Raw genomic sequence first — 22270 nt, forward strand, 5'->3', positions numbered from 1 at the left:
GATGACCGTCTTGACCCGCACCGCCTACGCTCACGCGTCGGCACCTGCCGCCGAGGAGGGAGGGTCGTGGCTGACGACCCTCGCCGACTGGACCGTCTCGCTCATGGACACGATCGGGCCCGCCGGCGCGGCGATCGCGGTCGGCATGGACAATCTCTTCCCGCCGATCCCGAGCGAGGTCGTGCTCCCGATGGCCGGGCTCGCCGCCTCGCGCGGCTCGTTCACCCTCGCGGAGGCGATCCTGTGGACGACCTTCGGGTCGGTCTTCGGCGCCTACATCCTCTACGTCCTCGGCCGGTGGCTCGGCGCCGACCGCCTGCGCCGCATCGCCGACCGGATGCCGCTCGTGACCGGCGACGACGTCGTGCGGTCGGTGCACTGGTTCGAGAAGCACGGGTCGATCGCCGTGTTCTTCGGGCGCATGGTGCCGCTCTTCCGCAGCCTCATCTCGATCCCCGCGGGGGTCGCCCGGATGCACTGGTGGAAGTTCGGGCTGCTCACGACGGCGGGCAGCCTCATCTGGAACTCGATCTTCGTGATGGCGGGCTTCCTGCTGGGTGAGAACTGGCACATCGTCGAGCAGTACGCCGAGATCTTCCAGACGATCGTGATCATCGTCGTCGCCGTGCTCGTCGTGTGGTTCGTCGTTTCGCGCGTGCGCGACCTGCGGCGCGGCCGGACCACCGGTTCGGGCACCGCCCCCGAGCCGAGCCCGGAGGGGCCCTGACCGGTCGTGCGCTCAGGGTCCGCATAGGAGCGGCCGCCGTAGACTGGAGACCGTGCCCGCAGCCCGTCTCCACCTCGTGCGCCACGGTGAGGTCCACAACCCCCGGCGCGTGCTCTACGGACGGCTGCCGCACTTCGGGTTGAGCGAGGACGGCCGTCGTATGGCCCGCTCCGCCGCCGAGTACGTCGCGTCGCTGGACCGCCCGGTCGCCGCGCTGATGTCATCTCCGCTGCAGCGCACCCGCGAATCGTCCGAACCCTTCACCGAACTCTTCGGCCTCGACCCCGTCATCGACGAGCGGGTCATCGAGCCGCACAACGTCTTCGAGGGCCGGCGCATGCGCCACGCGCTCGTCAATCCCTTGAACTGGCGGCACCTGCGCACGCCGGCGACCCCCAGCTGGGGTGAGCCGTACATCGAGATCGTGGCGCGCATGGACGCTGCGATGCGCGACGCATGGCATGCGAGCGATGCGGGCGACGTCGTGATCGTCTCGCACCAGCTGCCCATCTGGATCACCCACCTCGCGATCGCGGGTGAACCCCTGCGCCACGACCCGCGCCGACGTCGGTGCGCCCTCTCGAGCGTCACGAGCTTCGAGCTCGGCGACGGGGGAGAGCGCGCCGCATGGCGCGAGGTCGCATATGCCGAGCCCGCGTCGACCGCGGGCGCCGTCGATGTAGGAGCCGTCTGATGAAGCGTCGCCTCATGGCCGCCGCCCTCGCCCTCGGACTCGCGGCGGGGCTCGCCGCCTGCTCGAGCCCGAACGACGACCTCGCCGGGCAGTACCGCGACGGTGACAACAAGGGCTTCATCTCAGGCGACGGCACGACGACCGAGATCCCGGAGGCTGAACGGGGCGCCCCGATCGAGTTCACGGGAACGGCCGTCGACGGCTCGACGGTCTCGAGCGCCGACTACGCCGGAAAGCCTCTCGTCCTGAACTTCTGGTACGCCCAGTGCGGGCCGTGCCGCGCCGAGGCGCCGCTGCTCCAGGAGGTCTACACCGACACGCAGGCCGTCGGCGCCGACTTCCTCGGCATCAACATCTACGACGGGCCCGAGCAGGCTGCGGCCTTCGAGCAGAACTACGGCATCGGCTACCCCTCGCTGCTCATGCAAGGCGACGGCGAGCTCAAGCTGGCGCTCGCGGCATCCGCGTCGGTCCAGGCCGCCCCCACGACGCTCGTGCTCGACACCGAGGGCCGGGTCGCCGCGCGGATCGTCGGGCAGCTTCGGGATGCCGGCATCCTCCGCACTCTGGTCGAGGACGCCGCGAAGGCGGGCGCCGGCGCGGGATCGTCGTGAACCCGGGCGAGATCGTCTTCGGCGGAGCCCTGTGGCTCGCGGTGCCTATCGCCGTGCTCGCGGGCCTCGTCTCGTTCCTCTCGCCGTGCGTCCTGCCCCTCGTACCCGGCTACCTCGGTTTCCTCGGCAGCGCGGTCACGCCGCGTGAGCCCGCCGCCGGTGCGGCCGGCCGCGACGGGAATCGGAGGATCTCGCGAACGTCGGAGGATGCGGGCGGATCGGTCCGCGTTTCGACGGATTCTCCGACGGTGGCGAAGGCGACCGTCCCCTCCGGCCCCGGCCGCGGACGACTCCTCCTCGGCGTCGGGCTCTTCATCGCGGGATTCACCGTCGTCTTCCTGGCGATGGGCGTCTTCGCGGGCACCATCGGCCGGGTCTTCTTCGAGTACCAGGACGTCATCACCCGCGTCCTCGGCGCCGTCGTGATCGTGCTCGGCCTCGTCTTCGTCGGGATGTTCGGCTTCGCGCAGCGCATCTACCGGCCGCAGCTGCGACAGAACCTCGGTCTCGCCGGAGCCCCGCTGCTCGGCATCGCGATGGGCATCGGCTGGGCGCCGTGCATCGGTCCGACCCTCGCCGCGATCCTCTCGATCGCGCTCAGCCAGGCCGATCCCGCCCGTGCGGGGGTTCTCGCCGTCGCGTACTCGCTCGGCCTCGGCATCCCCTTCGTGCTTCTCGCGCTCGGCGCGAGCTGGGCCACCCGCTCCGTGGCGTTCGTGCGCCGGCACATCCGCGTCGTGAACATCGCCGGCGGTGCGTTGCTGGTCGTTCTCGGCGTGCTGATGGTCACCGGCGTCTGGACCACGATCATGTCCGTCTTCCAAGGAGTGGTGGCCGGTGTCCCGACCTTCCTCTGACCAGGCCGATCCCTCGGCGCCGCTGCGACCGGGCGACCACTCCGACGCCCCTCTCGACAGCGGGGCCGGCGGCGACCGCCCGATCACGCAGCCCCAGCTCGGCGTCGTCGGATGGCTGCGGTGGGGCTGGCGTCAGCTGACGAGCATGCGCACGGCGCTCGTGCTGCTGCTCCTGCTGGCGATCGCCGCCATCCCGGGGTCGATCGTGCCGCAGCGTGGCGCCGACCCCAACGGCGTCACCCAGTGGCGCACCGACAACCCCGACCTGTATCCGATCCTCGACGCGCTGCAGCTGTTCGACGTGTACACGTCCGTGTGGTTCTCGGCGATCTACATCCTGCTGTTCGTCTCGCTCGTCGGGTGCGTCATCCCGCGGACGAAGCACCACTGGCAGGCGATGAAGTCGCGTCCGCCGCGCACTCCCGCCCGCCTGTCGCGGCTGGCGGATCACCGCACGGTCGGCGTCTCCCTGCGCGACGACGAGGATGCCGCGGCCGTCGCCTCCGCCGCCATCGACGAAGCCCAGCGGCAGCTGCGCAAGTCGGGCTACCGCGTCGAGCGGTACGACTCGGGCCAGACCGCTTCGGTCTCGGCCGAGCGCGGCTATCTGCGTGAGACGGGCAACCTCGTCTTCCACGGTGCACTCGTGGGCGTGCTGATCTCGGTCGGCGTCGGCGGGGGCCTGACCTACACGGGCCAGACCGTCATCGTCGAGGGCGACACGTTCGTCAACTCGCTCGGTCTGGGCTACACCTCGTTCAACCCGGGTCGGTTCGTCGACACCGACCAGATGCCGCCGTACTCGCTGACCCTCGACGAGTTCGACGTCTCGTACGGTCCGTTCACGGGGGGACCGGGCCACGGTATGGCAGGCGACTTCCTCGCCCATCTCACGGTGGCCGAGCCCGGGCAGGAGCCGCGGGACGGCGAGGTGCGGGTGAATCATCCGTACGGGATCGAGGGCGACCGCATCTACCTGATGGGCAACGGGTACGCCCCCACGATCACCGTCCGCGACGCCGCGGGCGAGGTCGTCTTCAGCGAAGACGTGCCGTTCCTGCCGCAGGACAACAACATGACCTCGATCGGCGTCGTCAAGATCGCCGATGGGATGCCGCAGCAGCTCGGACTCGCCGGGTTCTTCTACCCGACGGCGGCGACACTCGAGTCGGGGGCCATCGCCTCCGCCTACGGCGACCTCACCAACCCGCTCGTGACCTTCCGCGTGTACGAGGGGGACCTCGGCATCGACGACGGAACGCCGCGCTCGGTCTACACGCTCGACCCGACCGGTATGGAGCAGATCGCCGGCGGCGACTCGGGGGTCGCGTCGCTCGAGCTCGAGCCCGGTCAGACGGTCGACCTGCCCGGCGGCCGCGGCACCGTGACGTTCGAGGACCAGCGGGCGTCGGGTGCCGACGAAGCGGTGAAGCGTTACGTCTCGCTGTCGATCCACCGCGACGTGGGGGCGCCGTTCGTGCTCGTGTTCGCGATCCTCGCCACCCTGGGCCTGCTCGCGGGGCTCTTCGTGCCGCGTCGGCGCCTGTGGGTCAAGGCGACTCCCGTCGACGGTGCGATCCGCCTGGAGTACGCCGGCCTCGCCCGCGGCGAGGATCCCGCGATCGCCCAGGCGGTCGCCGACATCTCGCGCAGCCACCTCGCCGCCCTCGGGCGTGACGAGGTCGAACTGCCGCCGGAGGCCGAGCGTCCCCGTCGTCCCCGCCCCGCCCGCGCGCAAGCGCCCGACGTAAACTGAGGATCATGCCCGAAGACCTGTCGCTGGATGCCGTATCGGTCCTGCTCGTATGGACAGCGGTGGCTGTGTACGCGCTGGCCTTCATCGCCTACGCGGTCGATCTGGCGCGCCGGTCCGACCTCGCGCTGAAGACGAAGGACACGGTTCCGGCGGCGGCCGCTGCGCCCGCCCTCGTCGCCGCAGGCGGCGCTCAGACGATCGGCGAGATCCGCGCTGCGGAGGCGCAGGCGGAGCTCGCCCTCAACGCTCGGCCCGCAGACCGCCCGCGTCTGCTCTGGGCGCGCATGGGCACGACCCTGACCTGGATCGGATTCCTGTTCCACCTGGGCGCGACCGTGCTGCGCGGCATCGCCGCCGAGCGTGTGCCGTGGTCGAACATGTACGAGTTCGCCCTGACCGGTCTGCTCCTGGTCGTCATGGTCTATCTCGTGGTGCTCTTCCGATACGACCTCCGCTTCCTCGGTACCTTCATCACCGGGCTCGCGGTCGTCCTGCTCGGTGGTTCGGTCATCAACTTCCACGTCGCGGTGGTGCCTCTCGCCGACCCGCTGAAGTCGATCTGGCTCGTCATCCACGTCTTCGTGGCGTCGTTGGCGTCGGCGTTCTTCGCGCTGGCGTTCGCCCTGTCGATCGTGCAGCTCATGCAGGCGCGACGCGAGGCGCGTGCTCTCGCCCGGGTCAGCGGCGAAGACGGTGAGACGGCATCCGCGGCATCCGCGCCCCGGCGCGATGGCGCGCGGTTCCTTCGCACCCTGCCGAGTGCCGACGCCCTCGAGTCGCTTGCTTACCGCTTCGCGATCATCGGCTTCATCTTCTGGACCTTCACCCTCATCGCGGGCTCCATCTGGGCCAACGACGCGTGGGGCCGGTACTGGGGCTTCGACACGAAGGAAGTGTGGACCTTCGTCATCTGGGTGCTCTACGCCGGGTACATCCACGCTCGCGCGACCCGCGGCTGGCGCGGCACCCGCAGTGCCTGGCTCTCGATCGTCGGCTTCTCGGCGGTGCTGTTCAACTTCATCATCGTCAACCAGTTCTTCAAGGGCCTCCACGCGTACAGCGGCCTGAGCTGACCCCTCGCTGAGCTTGCACCCGGTTGGATTGGCAGGAGGTGCCCGTTCCCGGCGTGCGAGCGGACGTGATCTGCCAACCGAGGCACGTCGTGGTGCGGGGACATCGCTTCGCTTGGCAGTAGGTGCCCGGTCCCGGCGTGCGAGGGGGCGTGATGTGTCAGCCGGAGCTCGTCGTGGTGCGGGGACATCGCTTCGCTTGGCAGAAGCTGTCCTGTTCCCGGCGTGCGAGCGGGCGTGATCTGCCAACCGAAGCCTGATGTCGTCGGGGCGTGACCTGTCGGCTGAAGACCCGGCGGGCTATTCGCCCGAGTCGCCCGTACAGCTCCGCCCCCGCCTCAACATGGAGGCGGGGGCGGGGGCTGTGCGGAGTCAGGCGGTCGCGGGCTGGAGCACGGCGCGCACCGAGGTCGTGCGCGCACGCGCCGTGACGATCACCGTGACCACGAGTGAGATCGCCGTCCACACGAGCAGTCCCGCGATCGCGGCTCCGGCACCTCCGGCCGAGGTGAGCACCGCGAGCAGGCCCTGATAGGCGGATGCCGTCGGCAGCAGTCCCGCGATCTGCGAGAGCACTCCCGGCACGGTCGAGACGACTCCCGTGGCCACCGCCAGCACAGCGACGCCCGCTGCGACCCACCGGCCGGCTCCGCCGAGCAGGGCGACGAGCGCCTGGTTCACCGCGGCGAAGGCGACGCCGGCGAGGGCGGAGAGCCCGGCGAATGCGGCCCAGGTCCATGGGTCGTACGACGCAGCGAGCTGCACGACGACGGCCACGAGCACACCCTGCACGAGCCCGACCACGGCGGCCGGAGCGAATGCTCGCAGGGTCAGCAGGAACGAGGGGCGTCGCGAGGTCAGCGCGCCGCGGGGGACCGCCTGCAGCGCGACGAACGAACCGATCGCGCCGAGCCAGAGGGCGAGGCCCGTGAGGAGCGGGATCGCCGAGGCGCCGAACAGCTCGGATCCCAGGCCTTCGGCGGCGACCGGTGCAGCGACCACGCTGGCGAGGTCGGTCGCCTGCTGGTCGGTGTACGAGGGCAGCGCCGCGGTCGCGGTGTCGAGGCCGTCGGCGAGGGTGCCGGTGCCATCGGCGAGCGTGCCGACGCCCGACGCGAGGTCGGTCGCGCCTCCGGACAGCTCGCCCGCCCCGGACGAGAGCTGCGCGGCGCCATCGGCGGCGGACACGGCACCGTCGGCCAGTGCCGAGGCGCCGGAAGCGAGCTGGCCGCCTCCGGTAGCGAGCGCGTCGGCGCCGTCGGCGAGCTCGGTCATGCCGTTCGCGAGCTGTGTCGCCGCGCCCGCGGCCTGCTGCAAGCCTGCGATCAGCTCGGGAGCGGATGCAGCGAGGCCCGAGACCTGTCCGGCGATCTGGCCCGACTGGCCGATCACTCCGGTGACCTCCGGCAGTGCGGTCTGCGTGCGGGCGGAGACGGCGCGGAGCGCGTCGCAGACCTGCGCCGACCCGCCATCGGCCTCGCAGCTCGCCGACACTGCGGCCAGCTCGTCGGCGGCCTGCGTCACACCGCTGGCGATACGGTCGGAGTTCTCGGCGAGGTATTGCGCGCCGGCGACCGCTTCGGCGGGGATCTCGGGAACGCTGAGTCCGTTCAGCGACTGCGAGAGCTGCGTGGCGAACTCATTGGTGCCGCCGGCGAGCGTACGTGCGCCCTGCGCCCACGTGGTGAGCCCGGTCTGAGTCGCTGCGGCGCCGTCGGAGAGTTGCGAGGCACCGGTTGCGAGCTGACCGACTCCGTCCGAGAGGGTCCCAGCGCCGCTCGCCAGCTGGCCGGCGCCATCGGCGAGCTGGGTCGCACCGTCGGCCGCCTGGCGACCGCCGTCGGCGAGCTGATGGGCTCCCGAGGCGGCATCCCCGAGCTGGTCTCCCAGGGTCGTGAAGCCGAGGAAGACGTTCTCGAGATACACCGTCGAGAGCTGCGAGCCCATGAGCGATGTGGCGGCCTGCGTGATCTGTGCCGTGATCGCGTCGTCGACGACGAGACTGTCGGGGGCGGTGTCGACGCGGATCGTGGCCTTCTCCGGCGTTCCCCCGGGAGCGGTCGACGTGGCCGCGGCAGAGAACCCGCTCGGGATGGTCACGACGGCGTCGTACGTGCCGTCGGCGAGTCCGGTCCGGGCGTCCTCGTCGTTGGAGATGACCCAGTCGAGGTTGCTCGGAACCTCGTCGGAGCCGGCGACGAGGCCCGCAGTCAGCTGCCGGCCGAGCGGTGCGAGCTGGCCGTTGATCTCGACGGCCTGATCGTCGTTCACGATGGCCGCGCGCATGTTGTCGAGCCGTTCGACGGGGTTGTAGAGCGCGGCGACCAACACGCCGCCGATGAGGACGGGCAGCAGGATGACGCCGACGATCGTCAGCCAGGTGATGGGCTTGCGCGAGCGGGCGCGCTCGATGGGCAGGGTCATGACGAGATCACCTCGGTGTTCGGGTGCGACGGTTCGGACGCGGACGCCGCGGATGCACCGCCGTGCAGGGGGAGGGAGTGGGGTGTCGCGCGATGCGCTTCGGCGAGGATGTCGAGGACGCCGAGCTCGCGCCGGACGACAGCCACGACGGTGAGCGCGCCGGCCCCTGCGTGGCGGTCGTCGAGATCGGATGCCGCGTCGCGGAGCACCGCCGCGGCCTGGTCGCGGTCGGCGCCGGCGAGGGCGTCGAGACCGTCGACGACCACGATCGTCGCCCCGCCGGCGGTGGCGCGACGGAGCTCGGCGACCGGGTCGGTCGCGTCGTCGAGCAGCGTGAGGCCGACATGCGCGCGGACCCACGGCGCCCGCTCCGGCAGCAGGTGGCCGCCGACGCGGAGCAGCCCGTCGTCGACGCGGAGACGCCCGGAGACGGCGAGGGCGAAGGCGCGGCCGACCCGCGGATCGGGGTGCGAGACGACGAGCGATTCGCCCGGCTCGACGCGGAAGGTCGCGTCGGTGAAGACCGCGATCCGGCCATCGTCGTCGGCGTGGACGGCGACCCCTTCTCCGACCAGGGCCGCCGAGGTGTTGCGCTCGGGCCATTCGCGCAGCGACAGCTCGCGCTCGACGGCCTCGCCCTCGATGTCGAAGTGGGGCAGGATGCGGTCGAGCCAGCGCGGCATCCACCACGCTTTCTCGCCGAGGAGGGCCATGACGGCCGGCACGAGCGTCATACGGATGAGGAAGGCGTCGACGGCGATGCCGACCGCGAGCCCCAGGGCGATGGGCTTGATCGACGAGTCGCCTTCGGGGACGAACGCCGCGAACACGGCGAACATGATGACCGCCGCCGCCGTCACGACGCGTGCCGACGAGGTGAATCCGGAGCGAACGGCCCCGACGGCGGTGAGGCGGTCGGCGCGGCCACCGCGGTCACGGCGGGCGTGGACGTAGTCCTCGCGCATCCGCGAGACGAGGAACACCTCGTAGTCCATCGCGAGGCCGAACAGGACGCCCATCAGGATGATCGGCATGAAGCTGATGACAGGTCCCTCGCGGGTGACGTGCAACAGGTCGGCGAACCAGCCCCACTCGAAGACCGCGGCGACGACGCCGAACGCGGCGAGCACCGACAGCAGGTAGCCGAGGGCGGCCTTGATCGGAACCCAGATCGATCGGAACACGATCGTCAGGAGGATGAGGGAGAGCCCGACGACGAAGACGCCGAAGGGAAGCAGTGCCTCGCCGAGCCGGTCGGAGATGTCGATGCCGACAGCCGTGAACCCGGTGACCTTCAGGTCGACGCCGTACTCGTCGAGCAGACGGTCGTGCTGGGCGCGCAGCTCGCGCACCAGGTCGGCGGTCTCGGGCGAGTCGGGTGCGGTCTCGGGAACGATCTGGACGAGACCGGTGTCGGCGGTCTCGTTGGGCGTCGCGAGCGCCACCTCCTTCACGCCGGGGATCGTCGCGATGTCGTCGCCGATGTCCTGCATCAGGGTCAAGGGGTCGTTCGAGGTGACGATGGTGCCCGTCATGATGAGCGGGCCGTTCGCGCCGGGACCGAAGTGCTCGGCGGTGAGGTCGTATGCCTGCCGGGCCTCGCTCGAGGGCGGCTGGACGCCCGCGTTGGGGAGGGCGAGGGTGAGGCTGGCCGACGGGATCGCGACGATGCCGAGACCCACCACGACCGCGATCGTCGTGACGAGCGGATGCCGCGTGACGCCGCGCACCCAGCGCTCCGAGAACGATCGACGGGGCGTTGCCGGACGCTTGCGCGACCGCTTCGCCCGGCGGGGCCAGCCGGCGACCCGCGCTCCGGCGAATCCGAGGAGAGCGGGGGTGAGGGTGACGGCGACGACGACGGCGATCGCGACGGCGACCGCTGCCGCGATGCCCATCGTCGTGAGGAAGGGGATGCCGGCGAAGCTGAGACCGATCAACGCGATGAGCACCGTGATACCGGCGAAGGCGACCGACGATCCCGCGGTGCCGGTGGAGCGTGCGGCCGACTCCTCGGGATCCATGCCCGCGCGCACCTGGTCCTGGTGACGCGCGGCGATGAAGAGCGAGTAGTCGATCCCGACGGCGAGACCCAGCATGACCGACAGCAGCGGCGTCGTCGACGACACCGAGGCGAACTGCGTCGCGACGAAGATCATCGCCGTCGCCAGCGCGACACCGATGAGAGCGCTGACCAGCGGGAACCACGACACGGCGAACGAGCGGAACGTGACGATGAGGACGAACAGGGCCACGAGCACGCCGATCACCTCGACGATCGACAGTGCCGGGATCGATGTCGAGAACAGATCGCCGCCGAGCGCGATCTGCGTGCCCGCGGGCAGATCGGCGCGCATCCGGTCGGCCACCGCGGTGAGCGCGTCTTTCGTCTCGCCGCTGACCGAGGTCGACTCGCCGTCGAACTGCACGCGGACGATAGCGGCCCGGTCGTCCTCCGAGACCAGCCCCGAGACCGTCTGGTCGAACGGGTCGGTCACGGCGAGGACATCGTCGCCGAGGTCGCCGAACGCGGTCACGGTGTCGGCGACCTCGGTGGCGAACGGGTCGTCACGAACGCTCTGGCCCTCGGGGGCGACGATGACGAGCTGAGCACTCGTGCCGCTCGCCTGGGGGAACGTGCGGTTCAACAGCTCCAGCCCCTCCTGCGCCTCGGTTCCCGGGATCGAGAAGGAGTTGTCGGTGCCCTTGTTCAACAGGGCGGCGCCGCCGCCGGCGATCACGAGGATCAGCAGCCAGGAGACGAGCACCCGCCACGGGTGACGGAACGACCAGCGTCCGAGGGTGAACAGGAGTGTGGACACGGGCGCTCCAGGTCTGATCGATCGTCATGGTTGTTCGATACAGCGCTGTATCCGATACACCAATGTATCCTAGGGTCATCCCTCATCGGTCAGGCTGGACGATCGGTGTGAAACACGAGGAGCACCATGGATGCCGAGGCCCGCCCGGCCACCCGAAGCCGCGAGAACACGCGCGCCCGGTTGCTCGACGCCGCCGCCGAGGTCTTCGCCGAGGTCGGTCTGGACGCCGCCTCCGTCGAAGCGGTGTGCGACCGCGCCGGGTTCTCGCGTGGCGCGTTCTACTCGAACTTCGACTCGAAGGGCGAGCTCTTCCTCGCCCTGGTCGAGCGCTCATCCAGCGAGAAGCTCGACCTCGTCGCCGACCGGGTTCGTGCTCTCGACCGCACCGCAGCGCCCGACCCGTCCTCGCTCGTCCCGGAAGTCGTCGGCGTCTCGCTCGCGGGCATGGAGCCCCGGCTGGTGTCGGAGCTGCGGGCGCAGGCACTCCGCGACGAGCGGATGGCCGAGGCGTACCTGCGCCTCCAGGACGGCATCATCGAGCGCGTCCGGGTGATCGTCGACGACATCCGGAAGGTCTACGAGCTGCGGTTTCGCTTGCCGACGACGGAGGTCGCGCAGCTCATGGTCGATCTCGCCGACGCGACGTGCGAACGAGCGGCGATCGAGGGCCTGGGCGAAGCCGAGACGACGCGGTTGCTCCACGAGCGGATCGGGCAGCTCGCGACCGCCCTTCTCGACGCCTGAGGCCCGTGCGACCCGAGGCCGATGCGACCTGAGGTCAGCGCTGTCGCGCGAGCACGGCGTGGCACCGCTCGAGGCGCTCACGCCACCAATGCTGCCGGTCCGCTGACGGGGCGAGTGCGGTGACGGCATCCCGGTCGACCGCGACCCGCCCGGTCGCGAGCTCACCCGAGACCGGACGCAGGGCGGGGCTTGCGACGTCGGCGGCGAACAGCGAGGCCGTTCCCAGCCCGCAGTCGAAGTCGAGCTCGGGCAGAGCCGCCGCCAGGGCGACCCCCATCGACAGGCCGACGCTCGTGTCGAGGGCGCTCGAGACCACCGCGGGAAGTCCTGCCTCCGCGACGATCGCGAGCGCACGTCTCACGCCTCCGAGCGGCTGCGCCTTGATGACGATCAGATCGGCGGCGCCGGCCCGCGCCACCGCGAGCGGGTCATCGGCCTTGCGGACGCTCTCGTCGGCGGCGACCGGAATGCCCATGTAACGCACGCGGCGGCGCAGTTCCGCCAGCTCGTCGACCGTGGCGCAGGGCTGCTCGACGTACTCCAGATCGAACTCCGCCAGGGCGTGGAGCGCGTGCTCGGCCTCGTCGAGATTCCACGCGCCGTTCGCGTCGATCCGCACGCGCCCCTCGGGGCCGAGCGCCTCGCGCACTGCCCGCACGCGGGCCACGTCGTCGGCGAGCACCTGGCCGCGCTCCGCGACCTTGACCTTCACTGTGCGGCATCCGTCGTACCGCGAGAGCACCTCGGCGACGCGCTCGGCCGCGACGGCGGGAACGGTGGCGTTGACGGCGACACGCTCGCGGATCGGCGCGGGCATCGCGGTCCAGCCGAACTCGATGGCGGCAGCCAGCCAGGTCGCGGCCTCGTCGTCGTCGTACTCGGTGAACGGCGAGAACTCCGTCCAGCCCTCGGGCCCCTCGAGCAGCAAGGCCTCTCGCACGTCGACACCGCGGAAACGCGTCGTCAGCGGCAGCGCGACGACGTGCGCTCGCTCGAGCAGCTCGGTCAGAGAGGGGAGGGGCAGGGCGGGGTCCACGCGTTCATCCTCCCACCGCGGCATAGGCTGGCGGCATGGTCTCGGAACTGTTCGATCCCGCGGAATGGTCGCTCGCCCCGGGGGCCGACGCGTACACAGACATCACGGCTCACGTCTCGAACGACGGGCGCATCGCGCGCATCGCGTTCGATCGTCCCGAGGTGCGCAACGCCTTCCGCCCGCACACGGTCGACGAGCTGTACCGCGCGCTCGACACCGCGCGCCAGGACCCGCGCATCGGCGTCGTGCTGCTGACGGGCAACGGACCCAGCGCGAAGGACGGCGGCTGGGCGTTCTGCTCGGGCGGCGACCAGCGCATCCGCGGCCGCGACGGCTACAAGTACAGCGACGACGAGACCGCCGTCGCCGACCCGGCGCGCGCCGGACGCCTCCATATCCTCGAGGTGCAGCGCCTCATCCGGTTCATGCCGAAGGTCGTCATCGCGGTCATCCCGGGATGGGCGGCCGGCGGCGGGCATTCGCTACACATCGTGTGCGACCTCTCCATCGCCTCGGCCGAGCACGGCCGGTTCAAACAGACCGACGCGGATGTCGGGTCGTTCGACGCCGGTTACGGCTCGGCGTACATGGCGCGCCAGGTGGGGCAGAAGATCGCCCGCGAGGTGTTCTTCCTCGCGGAGGAGTACTCCGCCCAGCGCGCCTACGAGATGGGCGCGGTCAACCGTGTCGTCCCGCACGCCGAGCTCGAACGGGAGGCGATCGCGATGGCCCGCACGATCCTCGGCAAGTCGCCCACCGCGATCCGCATGCTGAAGTTCGCCTTCAACGCGATCGACGACGGGATGGTCGGCCAGCAGGTGTTCGCGGGCGAGGCGACCCGTCTCGCCTACGGCACCGACGAGGCCGTCGAGGGACGTGACGCCTTCCTGCAGAAGCGCGACCCCGACTGGTCGCCCTACCCGTACCACTTCTGAGACGACTCGCCTCTGATATGTCGGTCGATCTCGTCTCCGTCGCATCGGAGCCCCGCGAGGTGCTCCGGGCTCTCCGGCAGACCCTCGACGGTGCCGGGCCGGCCCTCGCCCTCGGGGTACCCGCCGGCCCGAGCGCCCCGGCGCAGGCTCCGCCCGGAACCGTCGCCGTCGTGACGACGTCGGGGTCGACGGGGGTGCCCAAGAGCGTCGTGCTCAGCCGTTCGGCCCTCATCGCGAGCGCCGCATCTACCGCGGCCCGCATCGGCGAGGGGCGCTGGCTCCTCGCCCTCTCGCCCGGGTACGTGGCGGGGCTGCAGGTGATGGTGCGCAGTCTGCTCGCGGGTCACGAGCCGGCCGTCCTCGCGGGGTCGTTCTCTCCCGCCGCGTTCGCCGCGGTCACCGCGTCGATGCACTCGAGCATCGGCGGGGAGCGTGCGGCGATGTTCACCTCGCTGGTCCCCACCCAGCTCGCCGACCTGCTCGATGCGGCCGAGACGGATGCCGCCGTCGCCGACGCTCTGCGGGCCTACGAGGCGATCCTCGTGGGCGGACAGGCGCTCCCGCTGCCGCAGCGCGAGCGGGCCGCGCGGTTGGGGGCGCGCATCGTGCGCACCTACGGGTCGACGGAGACGAGCGGCGGATGCGTCTACGACGGCGTCCCGCTCGATGGAGTGGGGGTGCGGATCGTCACCGGCGAGGTGCAGCTCTCGGGCCCGATGCTCGCCGACGGCTACCTCGGCGAGCCGGGCCGCACGGCGGCATCCTTCATCGTCGACGACGGTGTGCGCTGGTACCGCACCGGCGACGCCGGCGAGTTCGACGGGCACGTGCTGCGGGTCACGGGTCGCATCGACAACGTCATCATCTCCGGAGGCGTCAACATCTCGCTCGACCGGGTCGAAGCCGTCGTCCGGGAGCACGCGGGGCTCGCGTCGGCGGTGGTCGTCGCGATCCCCGACGAGCGATGGGGGCAGTCGTCTGCGGTCGTCGCCGAGAACGCGGCGCTCGCCGAGATCGGCGTCGACGAGTCGGTGCTGCTCAGCGAGCTCCGGGTGGCGGTCGGCGACCGGCTCGGCAAGCCCGCGCGCCCAGCGCGCGTCGTCGCGGTCGATCGCATGCCCGTACTCGCGAGCGGCAAACCCGACCGCGCGGCGGTGCGTCGCATGCTCGCGATCTAGGATGATCCCTCGTGGCTCGTTCGTCTCGCTCCCCGAAGTCGTCCCGTCCCGCGCAGCGCGGCGGCAACCCCGCCAAGCGCGGCCTCGTCTCGGCTCCGCCGCCGCGCAAGGCCACGGCTCGCGACTGGATCGGTGCGGCGCGCCTGCGCACGCTGCCGCTCGCGATCACCCCGGTCCTCATCGGCACCGGAGCGGCGATGCTCGTCGACCGGCAACTGCATTGGGTCATCGCGCTGTGCTGCCTCGTCGTCGCCGTCGCGCTGCAGATCGGCGTCAACTACGCCAATGACTACAGCGACGGCATCCGCGGCACCGACGACGTGCGTGTCGGCCCTGCCCGCCTGACCGGGGGCAGGCTCGCGCGCCCCCGTACCGTGCTGATCGTCGCCCTGGCGTTCTTCGGACTCGCGGCCGTCGCCGGCATCGCGATCGTCGTGCGGACGGGGCACTGGTGGATGCTGCTGATCGGGGCGGCCTGCGTCGTCGCCGCGTGGTTCTACACCGGTGGCAAGCGTCCGTACGGTTACGCGGGTCTGGGCGAAGTGTTCGTCTTCGTCTTCTTCGGACTGGTCGCCACCGTGGGCACCACCTTCGTCCAGGCGGGATCGGTGCCGCAGGAGAGCTGGCTCGGCGCGGTGGGTGCGGGTCTGCTCGCGTGTGCCGTGCTGCTGGCCAACAATCTCCGCGACATCGATCAGGACCGGATCGCGGGCAAGCGCACCCTCAGTGTGCTGATCGGGGCGACGGCGACACGCGTCGTGTTCACCCTGTTCGTGCTGGCGCCGTTCGCGATCGCCGTCCTGCTCGCGCTGGTCTACCCGATCGCCTGGCTCAGCCTGTTCGCGCTCCTGCCCGCCCTGTCGGCGATCCTCATCGTGTGGACGTACCGCCAGCCGCGCGAGCTGGTCGTCGCGCTCGCGCTGACGTCGTTGACCTCGGTCGCGTACGGCGCTTTCCTGCTCTGGGCCTTCGTCGGCTGACCTCGGCGCGAGCCCGCGTCAGGACGCGGCGTCTTCGGCGTCGGCGTCGGCCTGGGCGCCGGAGCGACGCGTGCGCCGTTCCGCGAGGCCCGAGGCGACGTCGTCGAGCGGTCGCCGCAGGAAGATCATCGACAGGCTCAAGCCGATGAGGGCGGCGAAGATCGCCGAGAGCCAGTAGTACTCGCGCATGATCGGGAACAGCATCATGATGCCGAACGGGATCAGGAAGGCGAGGAGCCGCAGCACCGAGTAGACGACGGCCGAGCGGGCATTCATCCGGCCATTCTACGTCCGGGCCGAGTGGCCTGTCGGACGCCTAGGATGGGAGGATGGCGCGGCTCCTGCTCATCGGTGTGCTGCTGGCACTCGCCTTCTGGGTGTACAGCATCGTCGATTGCGCCCTGCAAGACGCCACGCGTCACCGCGGCGTCAGCAAGCCGGTCTGGATCCTCATCGTGGTCCTGCTGCCCGTGCTGGGCGGCATCCTCTGGTTCGTCGTGGGACGAGCCCGCCGTCGTGCGAGCGCTCCTGCCCGCCGCGCGCCGGACGACGACCCCGACTTCCTCGGGAGCCTCGGATCGACGCGCGACCAGGACGAGCGCATCCGCCGTCTCGAGGAGGAGCTCGCGGCACTCGACGCCGAGGCCGACGACCCGCGTGACACCCCACCGACTCGGTCGTCGCAGAGCGACGACGATGCTGAGGGACCGGCCGGTTCACGCGGCCCGCGGGCCTGACATGGGCGGAGCCCGACACGCTCCCACGCCGCCGGACCGGGCGCCCGCGACCGACGCCGCAGCGGCGCTTCTGGGCGCACTCGTCGCCGGGGGAGTGCGCCACATCGTCCTGAGCCCGGGATCGCGGTCTCAGGCGCTCGCTCTCGTGGCGGCGGAACTGGAGCGGCGGGGTCTCGTGCGTCTGCACGTCCGCATCGACGAGCGCGTCGCCGGGTTCACCGCTCTCGGCATCGGACGAGAGACGCGGATGCCGGCAGCTGTCGTGTGCACGTCGGGAACGGCCGTGGCCAATCTGATGCCCGCGGTGCTCGAAGCACACCACTCCGGGGTTCCGCTGCTGCTGCTGACCGCCGACCGGCCGCCCGAACTGCGAGGTATCGGAGCCAATCAGGCCACGCGGCAGCCGGGGATGTTCTCGGGTTTCGTCCGGCTCGAGGTCGACGCCGTGACACCGGAGACCGTCGACGACGAACCCACTGCGGCGCAGTCGGCCGAGATCGCTGCGCTCGCCGTCGAGGCGCTCGCGGCGACGCGCGGCGATCGATCGCATCCTGCCGGCCCGGTGCACCTCAACCTGCCGTACCGCAACCCGCTGTCCGGTGCGCTCCCGCCGTGGCTGGTCGACACCGACACCGACACCGACACCGACACCGACACCGCGTCGGCGCTCGCCGCGGCTGCCGCGGGCACGGACGCCGACGAGGCGGCCGACGCCACCGTCTCGGGTGCCCACTATCAGGGTGGCGGCGGGATCGGACAGGCGGAGCCCGCGACGCCCCTTGAGCCGGTGGAATTCACCCGTGGTCCGAACACGCTCGTCGTCGCGGGCGCCGACGCCGGTCCGGCTGCGGAGGACCTGGCGCACGCGGGGGGCTGGCCGCTCATCGCCGAGGTCGTCAGCGGAGCGCGCTTCGGGCGCCATCTCGTGCACGGGTACCGAGCGGTCCTCGCCCGCGCCGAGCTCGCCTCGGAGGTCGAACGGGTCGTGGTGTTCGGGCATCCGACCCTCAGCCGTGAAGTGGCCGCGCTGCTCTCGCGAACGGATATCGAGGTCTGGGCCGTGCGCGGCCCGGGCGAGGATCTCAACCTCAACGGCACGACGACCGCGGTCTCCGCAGTGTCGGTCGCGACCGGCGAGACCGACCGGGACTGGCTGGGTGCCTGGATGCGGGCGTCACGCGAGGAGGCCGTCGACCTGAGCCCCGCGGCCCCCGATGCCGATGGGCTCGCGTCGGCGGTGCCGCAGGAGCGACTCGGCGCCATCTCGGCCGAGATGGCCGTCCTCAAGGCTCCGCTCGACCGCGAGTCGCTCGTCGACGCCGTCTGGCGTGCGAGCTGGCCGCACGATCGTCTGCTCTTCGCCTCGTCGAGGCTCGTCCGCGTGGCCGACACGGTGCTCGGCGGCAAGAAGGTGCCGGTGCACGCCAACCGTGGTCTCGCGGGCATCGACGGCATCATCGCGACCGGCATGGGCATCGCTGTGGCGAGCCAGGACGACGCCCGGGCGGGCGTCACCCGCGTGCTCACGGGCGACCTGTCGCTGCTGCACGACGTCGGCTCGCTGCTGCTCCCCGGCTCCGAGGATGAGCCTCGGATCCAGGTCATCGTCGGCAACGACGGCGGCGGGACGATCTTCGACGGGCTCGAGGTCGCCGGCACCGCACCGCCGGAAGCCGCGGACCGGGTGCTCTTCACACCGCACGAGGCGCGACTCGAGCAGCTCGCGCTCGCGTACGGCTGGGAGTATCGACGCGTCACGACGCGCTCGGCGCTCGATCAGGTGCTCACCTCGCCCGTCGGCGGACGTCAGCTCATCGAGGTTCCGCTCGCCCGCTGAGCCGACGAGGCTGCACGCGGCTCAAGCGAGCGCGTCGATGATCGGGCGGAACTTCACCCGCGTCTCGAGCATCTCCGACTCCGGGTCGCTCGCACCCACGATGCCCGCACCGGCGTACGCGGTGAAGGGCATCGAGACGCCGTCGTCGGCGCGGTCGCCCGGACGGAACTGCGCGCACCGCAACGCGATGGCCCACTCGCCGTCACCGTGCGCGTCGATCCATCCGACGGGTCCGGCATATCGCCCCCGGCTGAACGGCTCGAGGCGGCGGATCTCGTCGAGCGCGGTCGGCGTCGGCGTTCCCGCGACGGCGGCGGTGGGGTGCAGCACTGCGACGAGGTCGAGGGCCGAGGCATCCCCGGCGAGCTCCCCCTCGACGTCGGTGGCGAGGTGCCAGACGTTCGGCAGCTTGAGCATGAACGGCTGTTCTCCGGCGACCAGCGACGAGGTCGACGGACGGAGCGCGTCGAGGACGCTGCGCACCGCATATCCGTGCTCGTCGAGGTCCTTCGTGCTGGTCGCCAGCGACAGGGATGCCGCCGTGTCGGCGTCGGCGTCGGCGCCACGGGCGATCGTTCCCGCGAGCACGCGCGCGGTGACGGTACCGCCCGACACGGTGACGAGGGTCTCGGGGCTCGCCCCGATGAGACCGTCGACGGCGAACGCCCATGTGTCGGGATACGCCGACGACAGGGCGCGGACGAGACGCCGGAGGTCGGCGTGCGGGGGTACGGTCCCCGCGAGATCGCGGGCGAGGACGACCTTCTGCAGGTTTCCGCCGGTGATCGCGTCGACGCCGGCGCGCACGATCTCCTGATATCCGTCCGGAGTCAGCGCGCCGGGACCGGTCGTCGCCGACCAGTGCGGGCCGAAGCCGATCGTCGCGGGCAGGGCAGCGGTGGGATCCGAACCATCCGCGGTGATCGACGTCACCCACGCGCGCGACCCGCGACGACCCACGATGACCCGGGGCACGGCGAAGTGCAGACCCGGTGTCGACGCGTCGGCGCGGTCGTCGGGACGAGGATCGAACGGCAGGGCGCCGAACGCGACGAGGCCGGAACCGGGCAGCCCGACCGGATCATCGATCTCAGCGACGGCGACCGTTCGGCGCCACCAGTCGGCGGCCTCGCGGGGACCGGGGTTCGCCTCGGCTGAATCGAAGGCCGCGGCGGTGCCGCGCCCCACGAGGATGTCGCCCCGGCGCGACCACACCGTCGGGTCGTGCGGGTCGGCGAAGACCAGCAGCTCGTCGGGTGCCTCGATCTCGCGAGTGACCACGCGCAGCCGGGCGGCGGGCGCAGAATCGTTCACCCGACCAGCCTAGACTCGGCGCGTGATGCTCCGCCCCGAGCCGGGAACCCCGGTGACCTTCCGCTGGCGCAAGTGGAACGGCGGAACCCACTGGGTGCACGCCTGCACGTACCTCGGCAGCGACGAGCACGGCGACTGGTTCGGCCAGCGTCCGGGCGACCGCAGCAGCCGGCCCGGGCGCGACTTCGTCGCGACGCATCCCGGTGTCATGCTCCTTCCGCCCGTCGGTGAATGGGTCCTCACGATGAACGCCCCGCCGCATCCGACCCGCGTCTACATCGACATCGCCTGGGACGCCCGGTGGGACGAGGGCGGCGAGCCCACCGCGATCGACATGGACCTGGATGTCGTCGACTCCGCCACCCGCGGCATCTGGATCGACGACCGCGACGAGTGGGACGAGCACCGTGTCGCCTACGGCTACCCGCTCGAGATCGTCGCCGACCTCGAGGCCCTCGCGGTCGATCTCGAGGCCGCCGTCACCGCGCACCGTCCGCCCTTCGACGAAGCCACCGCCGCCCACTGGCTCGGCATCCTGGCCTCCCTCCCCGCCCCCTGACCCCCGTCTCACCCCCGTCTCACCCCCGCGAGGTCCCACTTCGGCCGGGAAACACCGGCTCATACCCGGCCGAAGTGGGACCTCGCGGAGCGGGGCTCGCGGGGCACCGCCGCACCTAGACTCGAACCGTGACCAGCGAGCCCAACCGCGCCGACCTCGGCAAGGACCCGTCGCGCGTGAGCGGCATGTTCGACCAGGTGGCCGGCGCCTACGACCGCACCAACGACGTCCTCAGCCTCGGCCAGGACCGCCTCTGGCGCATCGCGGCCACGCGCGCGATCGACCCGAAGCCGGGGGAGCGCATCCTCGACCTCGCCGCAGGAACGGGGGCGAGCTCGGTCTCGCTCGCCCGCAGCGGCGCCGAGGTCGTCGCTGCAGACTTCTCACCGGGCATGATCGCCGAGGGCGTCCGCCGGTACGGTGCGCAGGCGCCGGGCGGCGGCATCCCGAATCTGTCGTTCGTCGAAGCGGATGCCACGAACCTGCCCTTCGAGGATGCCGAGTTCGACGTCGTCACCATCTCGTTCGGCCTCCGCAACGTCAACGAGCCGAAGAAGGCGCTCGCCGAGATGCTGCGGGTGACCAAGCCCGGTGGCCGCCTGCTCATCAGCGAGTTCTCGCAGCCGCCGTCCCGCGCCTTCGCCGGGCTCTACCGGTTCTACAACGACCGGGTCCTGCCTCGGGTGGCGCGCCTGGTGAGCTCCAACGCCGAGGCGTACGACTACCTGAACGAGTCGATCCGCGACTGGCCCGACCAGCGCACCCTCGCCGGATGGATCCGCGAGGCCGGCTGGGACGAGGTCGCGCACCGCGATCTGTCGTTCGGCATCGTCGCGCTGCACCGCGCTGTCAAGCCCGCCGTCTGAACCGGCCGGCGCGGATCGGCGTCGTCGCCCGGCCGGTAGGCTGGAGCCGTGACATCGAGCCCATCCGCGCCGCGGCTGGCGAAGCACCTCGGGATGACCGAGCGCATCTTCGCCGGACCCCGCACCCGCAAGCTGCTCGCGACCGTCGAAGCCGGGCTCGAGCGCGTCGAGACACGCCTCGGCGATGAGCTCACCGTCAGCGACGCGCTGGTCGACGCCAAGACGCGCTACCTCTACGAAGCCGGCGGCAAGCGGCTGCGGCCCATGCTGGCGCTGCTGACCGCTCAGCTCGGCAACGGTGCGACCGAGGACGTCATCGCCGGCGCCGCCGCGCTCGAGCTGACGCACCTCGGTTCGCTCTACCACGACGACGTCATGGACGGTGCCGACAAGCGGCGCGGCGTCCCCAGTGCGCACGAGGTGTGGGGGAACAACGTCGCGATCCTCACCGGTGACCTCCTCTTCTCGCGGGCGAGCCAGCTGATGGCGCGCATCGGCGAGCGAGCGATCCGCGTGCAGGCCGATACCTTCGAGCGTCTGGTGCTCGGACAGATGCACGAGACCATCGGCGCACAGCCCGACGACGACCCTGTCGAGTTCTACATCCAGGTGCTCGCCGACAAGACCGGCTCGCTCATCGCCGCTGCGGCCCAGGTGGGCGTGCTCTTCTCGGGCGGACCCGAAGAGCTCGCCGAGCCGCTGCTCGCGTTCGGCGAGAAGGCCGGCGTCGCCTTCCAATTGCTCGATGACGTCATCGACCTCTCGGCCGACCCCGAGGCGACCGGCAAGGTACCGGGAACCGATCTGCGCGCCGGGGTGCCGACGATGCCCTATCTGCTGCTGACCCGCGCCGGCGACGACGCCTCCCGCGAGCTCGCCGCCACGATCGACCGCGGTGTCACCGAGATCGCAGAGGGTGCGGATCCCGCGATCCTCGACGAGCCGCTCGCCCGTCTGCGCGACCACGATGTGACGGCGCAGACACGGCGGCTCGCCGAGAAATGGGCCGATGACGCCGTCGCGGCTCTCGCGCCGCTGCCCTCCGGCGCCGTGCGCGACGCACTGACCCGGTTCGCCGAGGTCGTCGTCGACCGCGCCAGCTGACACAGACCCCCGCTGC

Annotated in this window: 20 protein-coding genes; 15 read left to right on the forward strand and 5 right to left on the reverse strand. The window is 71.3% G+C overall.

The window, feature by feature from the left end:
* Position 1 precedes the first annotated feature (1 nt).
* Genes QUC20_RS03670 through ccsB form a run of 6 tightly spaced genes read left to right on the forward strand, consistent with a single transcriptional unit; the run spans position 2 to position 5721 of the window.
* Positions 2 to 727, forward strand: a complete 726-nt coding sequence (locus QUC20_RS03670; RefSeq protein ID WP_120263327.1) for a DedA family protein — start codon at positions 2 to 4, stop codon at positions 725 to 727.
* Positions 728 to 779: 52 nt separating this feature from the next.
* The gene (locus QUC20_RS03675) at positions 780 to 1421 is read left to right on the forward strand and encodes a histidine phosphatase family protein (protein WP_120263326.1); all 642 of its coding nucleotides are present in this window, start codon (positions 780 to 782) and stop codon (positions 1419 to 1421) included.
* Positions 1421 to 2035 (forward strand): TlpA family protein disulfide reductase, encoded by a 615-nt coding sequence (locus QUC20_RS03680; protein ID WP_120263325.1) that lies wholly within the window; start codon positions 1421 to 1423, stop codon positions 2033 to 2035. Before QUC20_RS03675 ends, QUC20_RS03680 begins: the two co-directional genes overlap by 1 nt.
* Positions 2032 to 2892 (forward strand): cytochrome c biogenesis CcdA family protein, encoded by an 861-nt coding sequence (locus QUC20_RS03685; protein ID WP_289330988.1) that lies wholly within the window; start codon positions 2032 to 2034, stop codon positions 2890 to 2892. The genes QUC20_RS03680 and QUC20_RS03685 overlap by 4 nt, the downstream gene beginning before the upstream one ends.
* Entirely contained in the window at positions 2873 to 4648 is a 1776-nt protein-coding gene (gene resB / locus QUC20_RS03690; protein WP_289330989.1) for a cytochrome c biogenesis protein ResB, read from the forward strand. Before QUC20_RS03685 ends, resB begins: the two co-directional genes overlap by 20 nt.
* Before the next feature lie 5 nt (positions 4649 to 4653).
* Positions 4654 to 5721 (forward strand): c-type cytochrome biogenesis protein CcsB, encoded by a 1068-nt coding sequence (gene ccsB, locus QUC20_RS03695; protein WP_289330990.1) that lies wholly within the window; start codon positions 4654 to 4656, stop codon positions 5719 to 5721.
* A 369-nt stretch (positions 5722 to 6090) separates the two neighbouring features.
* On the opposite strand, the gene QUC20_RS03700 is transcribed toward ccsB, so the two are convergent.
* Together QUC20_RS03700 and QUC20_RS03705 are read right to left on the reverse strand one after the other, a co-directional pair.
* Positions 6091 to 8142: a YhgE/Pip family protein gene (locus tag QUC20_RS03700; protein ID WP_289330991.1), complete on the reverse strand. Its 2052-nt coding sequence runs from the start codon at positions 8140 to 8142 to the stop codon at positions 6091 to 6093.
* Positions 8139 to 10964 carry an MMPL family transporter gene (locus QUC20_RS03705; RefSeq protein WP_289330992.1) on the reverse strand — a complete coding sequence of 942 codons (2826 nt, stop codon included), beginning with the start codon at positions 10962 to 10964 and terminating at the stop codon, positions 8139 to 8141. The genes QUC20_RS03700 and QUC20_RS03705 overlap by 4 nt, the downstream gene beginning before the upstream one ends.
* 126 nt (positions 10965 to 11090) lie before the next feature.
* Here QUC20_RS03705 and QUC20_RS03710 point away from each other — a divergent pair, with 126 nt between their 5' ends.
* A complete protein-coding gene (locus QUC20_RS03710) occupies positions 11091 to 11708 on the forward strand; it encodes a TetR/AcrR family transcriptional regulator (protein WP_120263319.1) in 618 nt (205 codons plus the stop codon).
* Positions 11709 to 11742: 34 nt separating this feature from the next.
* On the opposite strand, the gene QUC20_RS03715 is transcribed toward QUC20_RS03710, so the two are convergent.
* Positions 11743 to 12732 (reverse strand): o-succinylbenzoate synthase, encoded by a 990-nt coding sequence (locus tag QUC20_RS03715; protein ID WP_289331464.1) that lies wholly within the window; start codon positions 12730 to 12732, stop codon positions 11743 to 11745.
* A 47-nt stretch (positions 12733 to 12779) separates the two neighbouring features.
* Here QUC20_RS03715 and QUC20_RS03720 point away from each other — a divergent pair, with 47 nt between their 5' ends.
* The 3 genes from QUC20_RS03720 to QUC20_RS03730 are packed head-to-tail and all read left to right on the forward strand — an operon-like array spanning position 12780 to position 15837.
* On the forward strand, positions 12780 to 13679 hold the full coding sequence (locus tag QUC20_RS03720; RefSeq protein ID WP_120263318.1) for a 1,4-dihydroxy-2-naphthoyl-CoA synthase: 900 nt from the start codon (positions 12780 to 12782) through the stop codon (positions 13677 to 13679).
* Positions 13680 to 13696: 17 nt separating this feature from the next.
* Positions 13697 to 14857, forward strand: a complete 1161-nt coding sequence (locus tag QUC20_RS03725; protein ID WP_289330993.1) for an AMP-binding protein — start codon at positions 13697 to 13699, stop codon at positions 14855 to 14857.
* An 11-nt stretch (positions 14858 to 14868) separates the two neighbouring features.
* A complete protein-coding gene (locus QUC20_RS03730; protein ID WP_289330994.1) occupies positions 14869 to 15837 on the forward strand; it encodes a 1,4-dihydroxy-2-naphthoate polyprenyltransferase in 969 nt (322 codons plus the stop codon).
* Positions 15838 to 15855: 18 nt separating this feature from the next.
* On the opposite strand, the gene QUC20_RS03735 is transcribed toward QUC20_RS03730, so the two are convergent.
* Complete coding sequence (locus tag QUC20_RS03735; protein ID WP_120263315.1) at positions 15856 to 16113, reverse strand: DUF4229 domain-containing protein; 258 nt, start codon at positions 16111 to 16113, stop codon at positions 15856 to 15858.
* A gap of 53 nt (positions 16114 to 16166) precedes the next feature.
* Between QUC20_RS03735 and QUC20_RS03740 the strand changes: the two genes are divergently transcribed.
* Positions 16167 to 16574 (forward strand): PLD nuclease N-terminal domain-containing protein, encoded by a 408-nt coding sequence (locus tag QUC20_RS03740; RefSeq protein ID WP_120263314.1) that lies wholly within the window; start codon positions 16167 to 16169, stop codon positions 16572 to 16574.
* A 1-nt stretch (position 16575) separates the two neighbouring features.
* Positions 16576 to 18411, forward strand: a complete 1836-nt coding sequence (menD, locus tag QUC20_RS03745; protein WP_289330995.1) for a 2-succinyl-5-enolpyruvyl-6-hydroxy-3-cyclohexene-1-carboxylic-acid synthase — start codon at positions 16576 to 16578, stop codon at positions 18409 to 18411.
* A 21-nt stretch (positions 18412 to 18432) separates the two neighbouring features.
* Here the strand turns inward: menD and QUC20_RS03750 are convergent, their stop codons facing one another.
* Positions 18433 to 19725, reverse strand: a complete 1293-nt coding sequence (locus tag QUC20_RS03750; RefSeq protein ID WP_120263312.1) for an isochorismate synthase — start codon at positions 19723 to 19725, stop codon at positions 18433 to 18435.
* Between the two features lie 25 nt (positions 19726 to 19750).
* Between QUC20_RS03750 and QUC20_RS03755 the strand changes: the two genes are divergently transcribed.
* The 3 genes from QUC20_RS03755 (at position 19751) to QUC20_RS03765 (ending at position 22254) form a co-directional block, all read left to right on the forward strand.
* A complete protein-coding gene (locus QUC20_RS03755) occupies positions 19751 to 20284 on the forward strand; it encodes a ribonuclease FAU-1 family protein (protein ID WP_310790737.1) in 534 nt (177 codons plus the stop codon).
* 185 nt (positions 20285 to 20469) lie between these two features.
* Complete coding sequence (locus QUC20_RS03760) at positions 20470 to 21150, forward strand: class I SAM-dependent methyltransferase (RefSeq protein ID WP_289331465.1); 681 nt, start codon at positions 20470 to 20472, stop codon at positions 21148 to 21150.
* Between the two features lie 93 nt (positions 21151 to 21243).
* The gene (locus QUC20_RS03765; protein ID WP_120263309.1) at positions 21244 to 22254 is read left to right on the forward strand and encodes a polyprenyl synthetase family protein; all 1011 of its coding nucleotides are present in this window, start codon (positions 21244 to 21246) and stop codon (positions 22252 to 22254) included.
* Positions 22255 to 22270 lie beyond the last annotated feature (16 nt).

The sequence above is a fragment of the Microbacterium arborescens genome, from assembly GCF_030369635.1.
Taxonomy (GTDB): Bacteria; Actinomycetota; Actinomycetes; order Actinomycetales; family Microbacteriaceae; genus Microbacterium.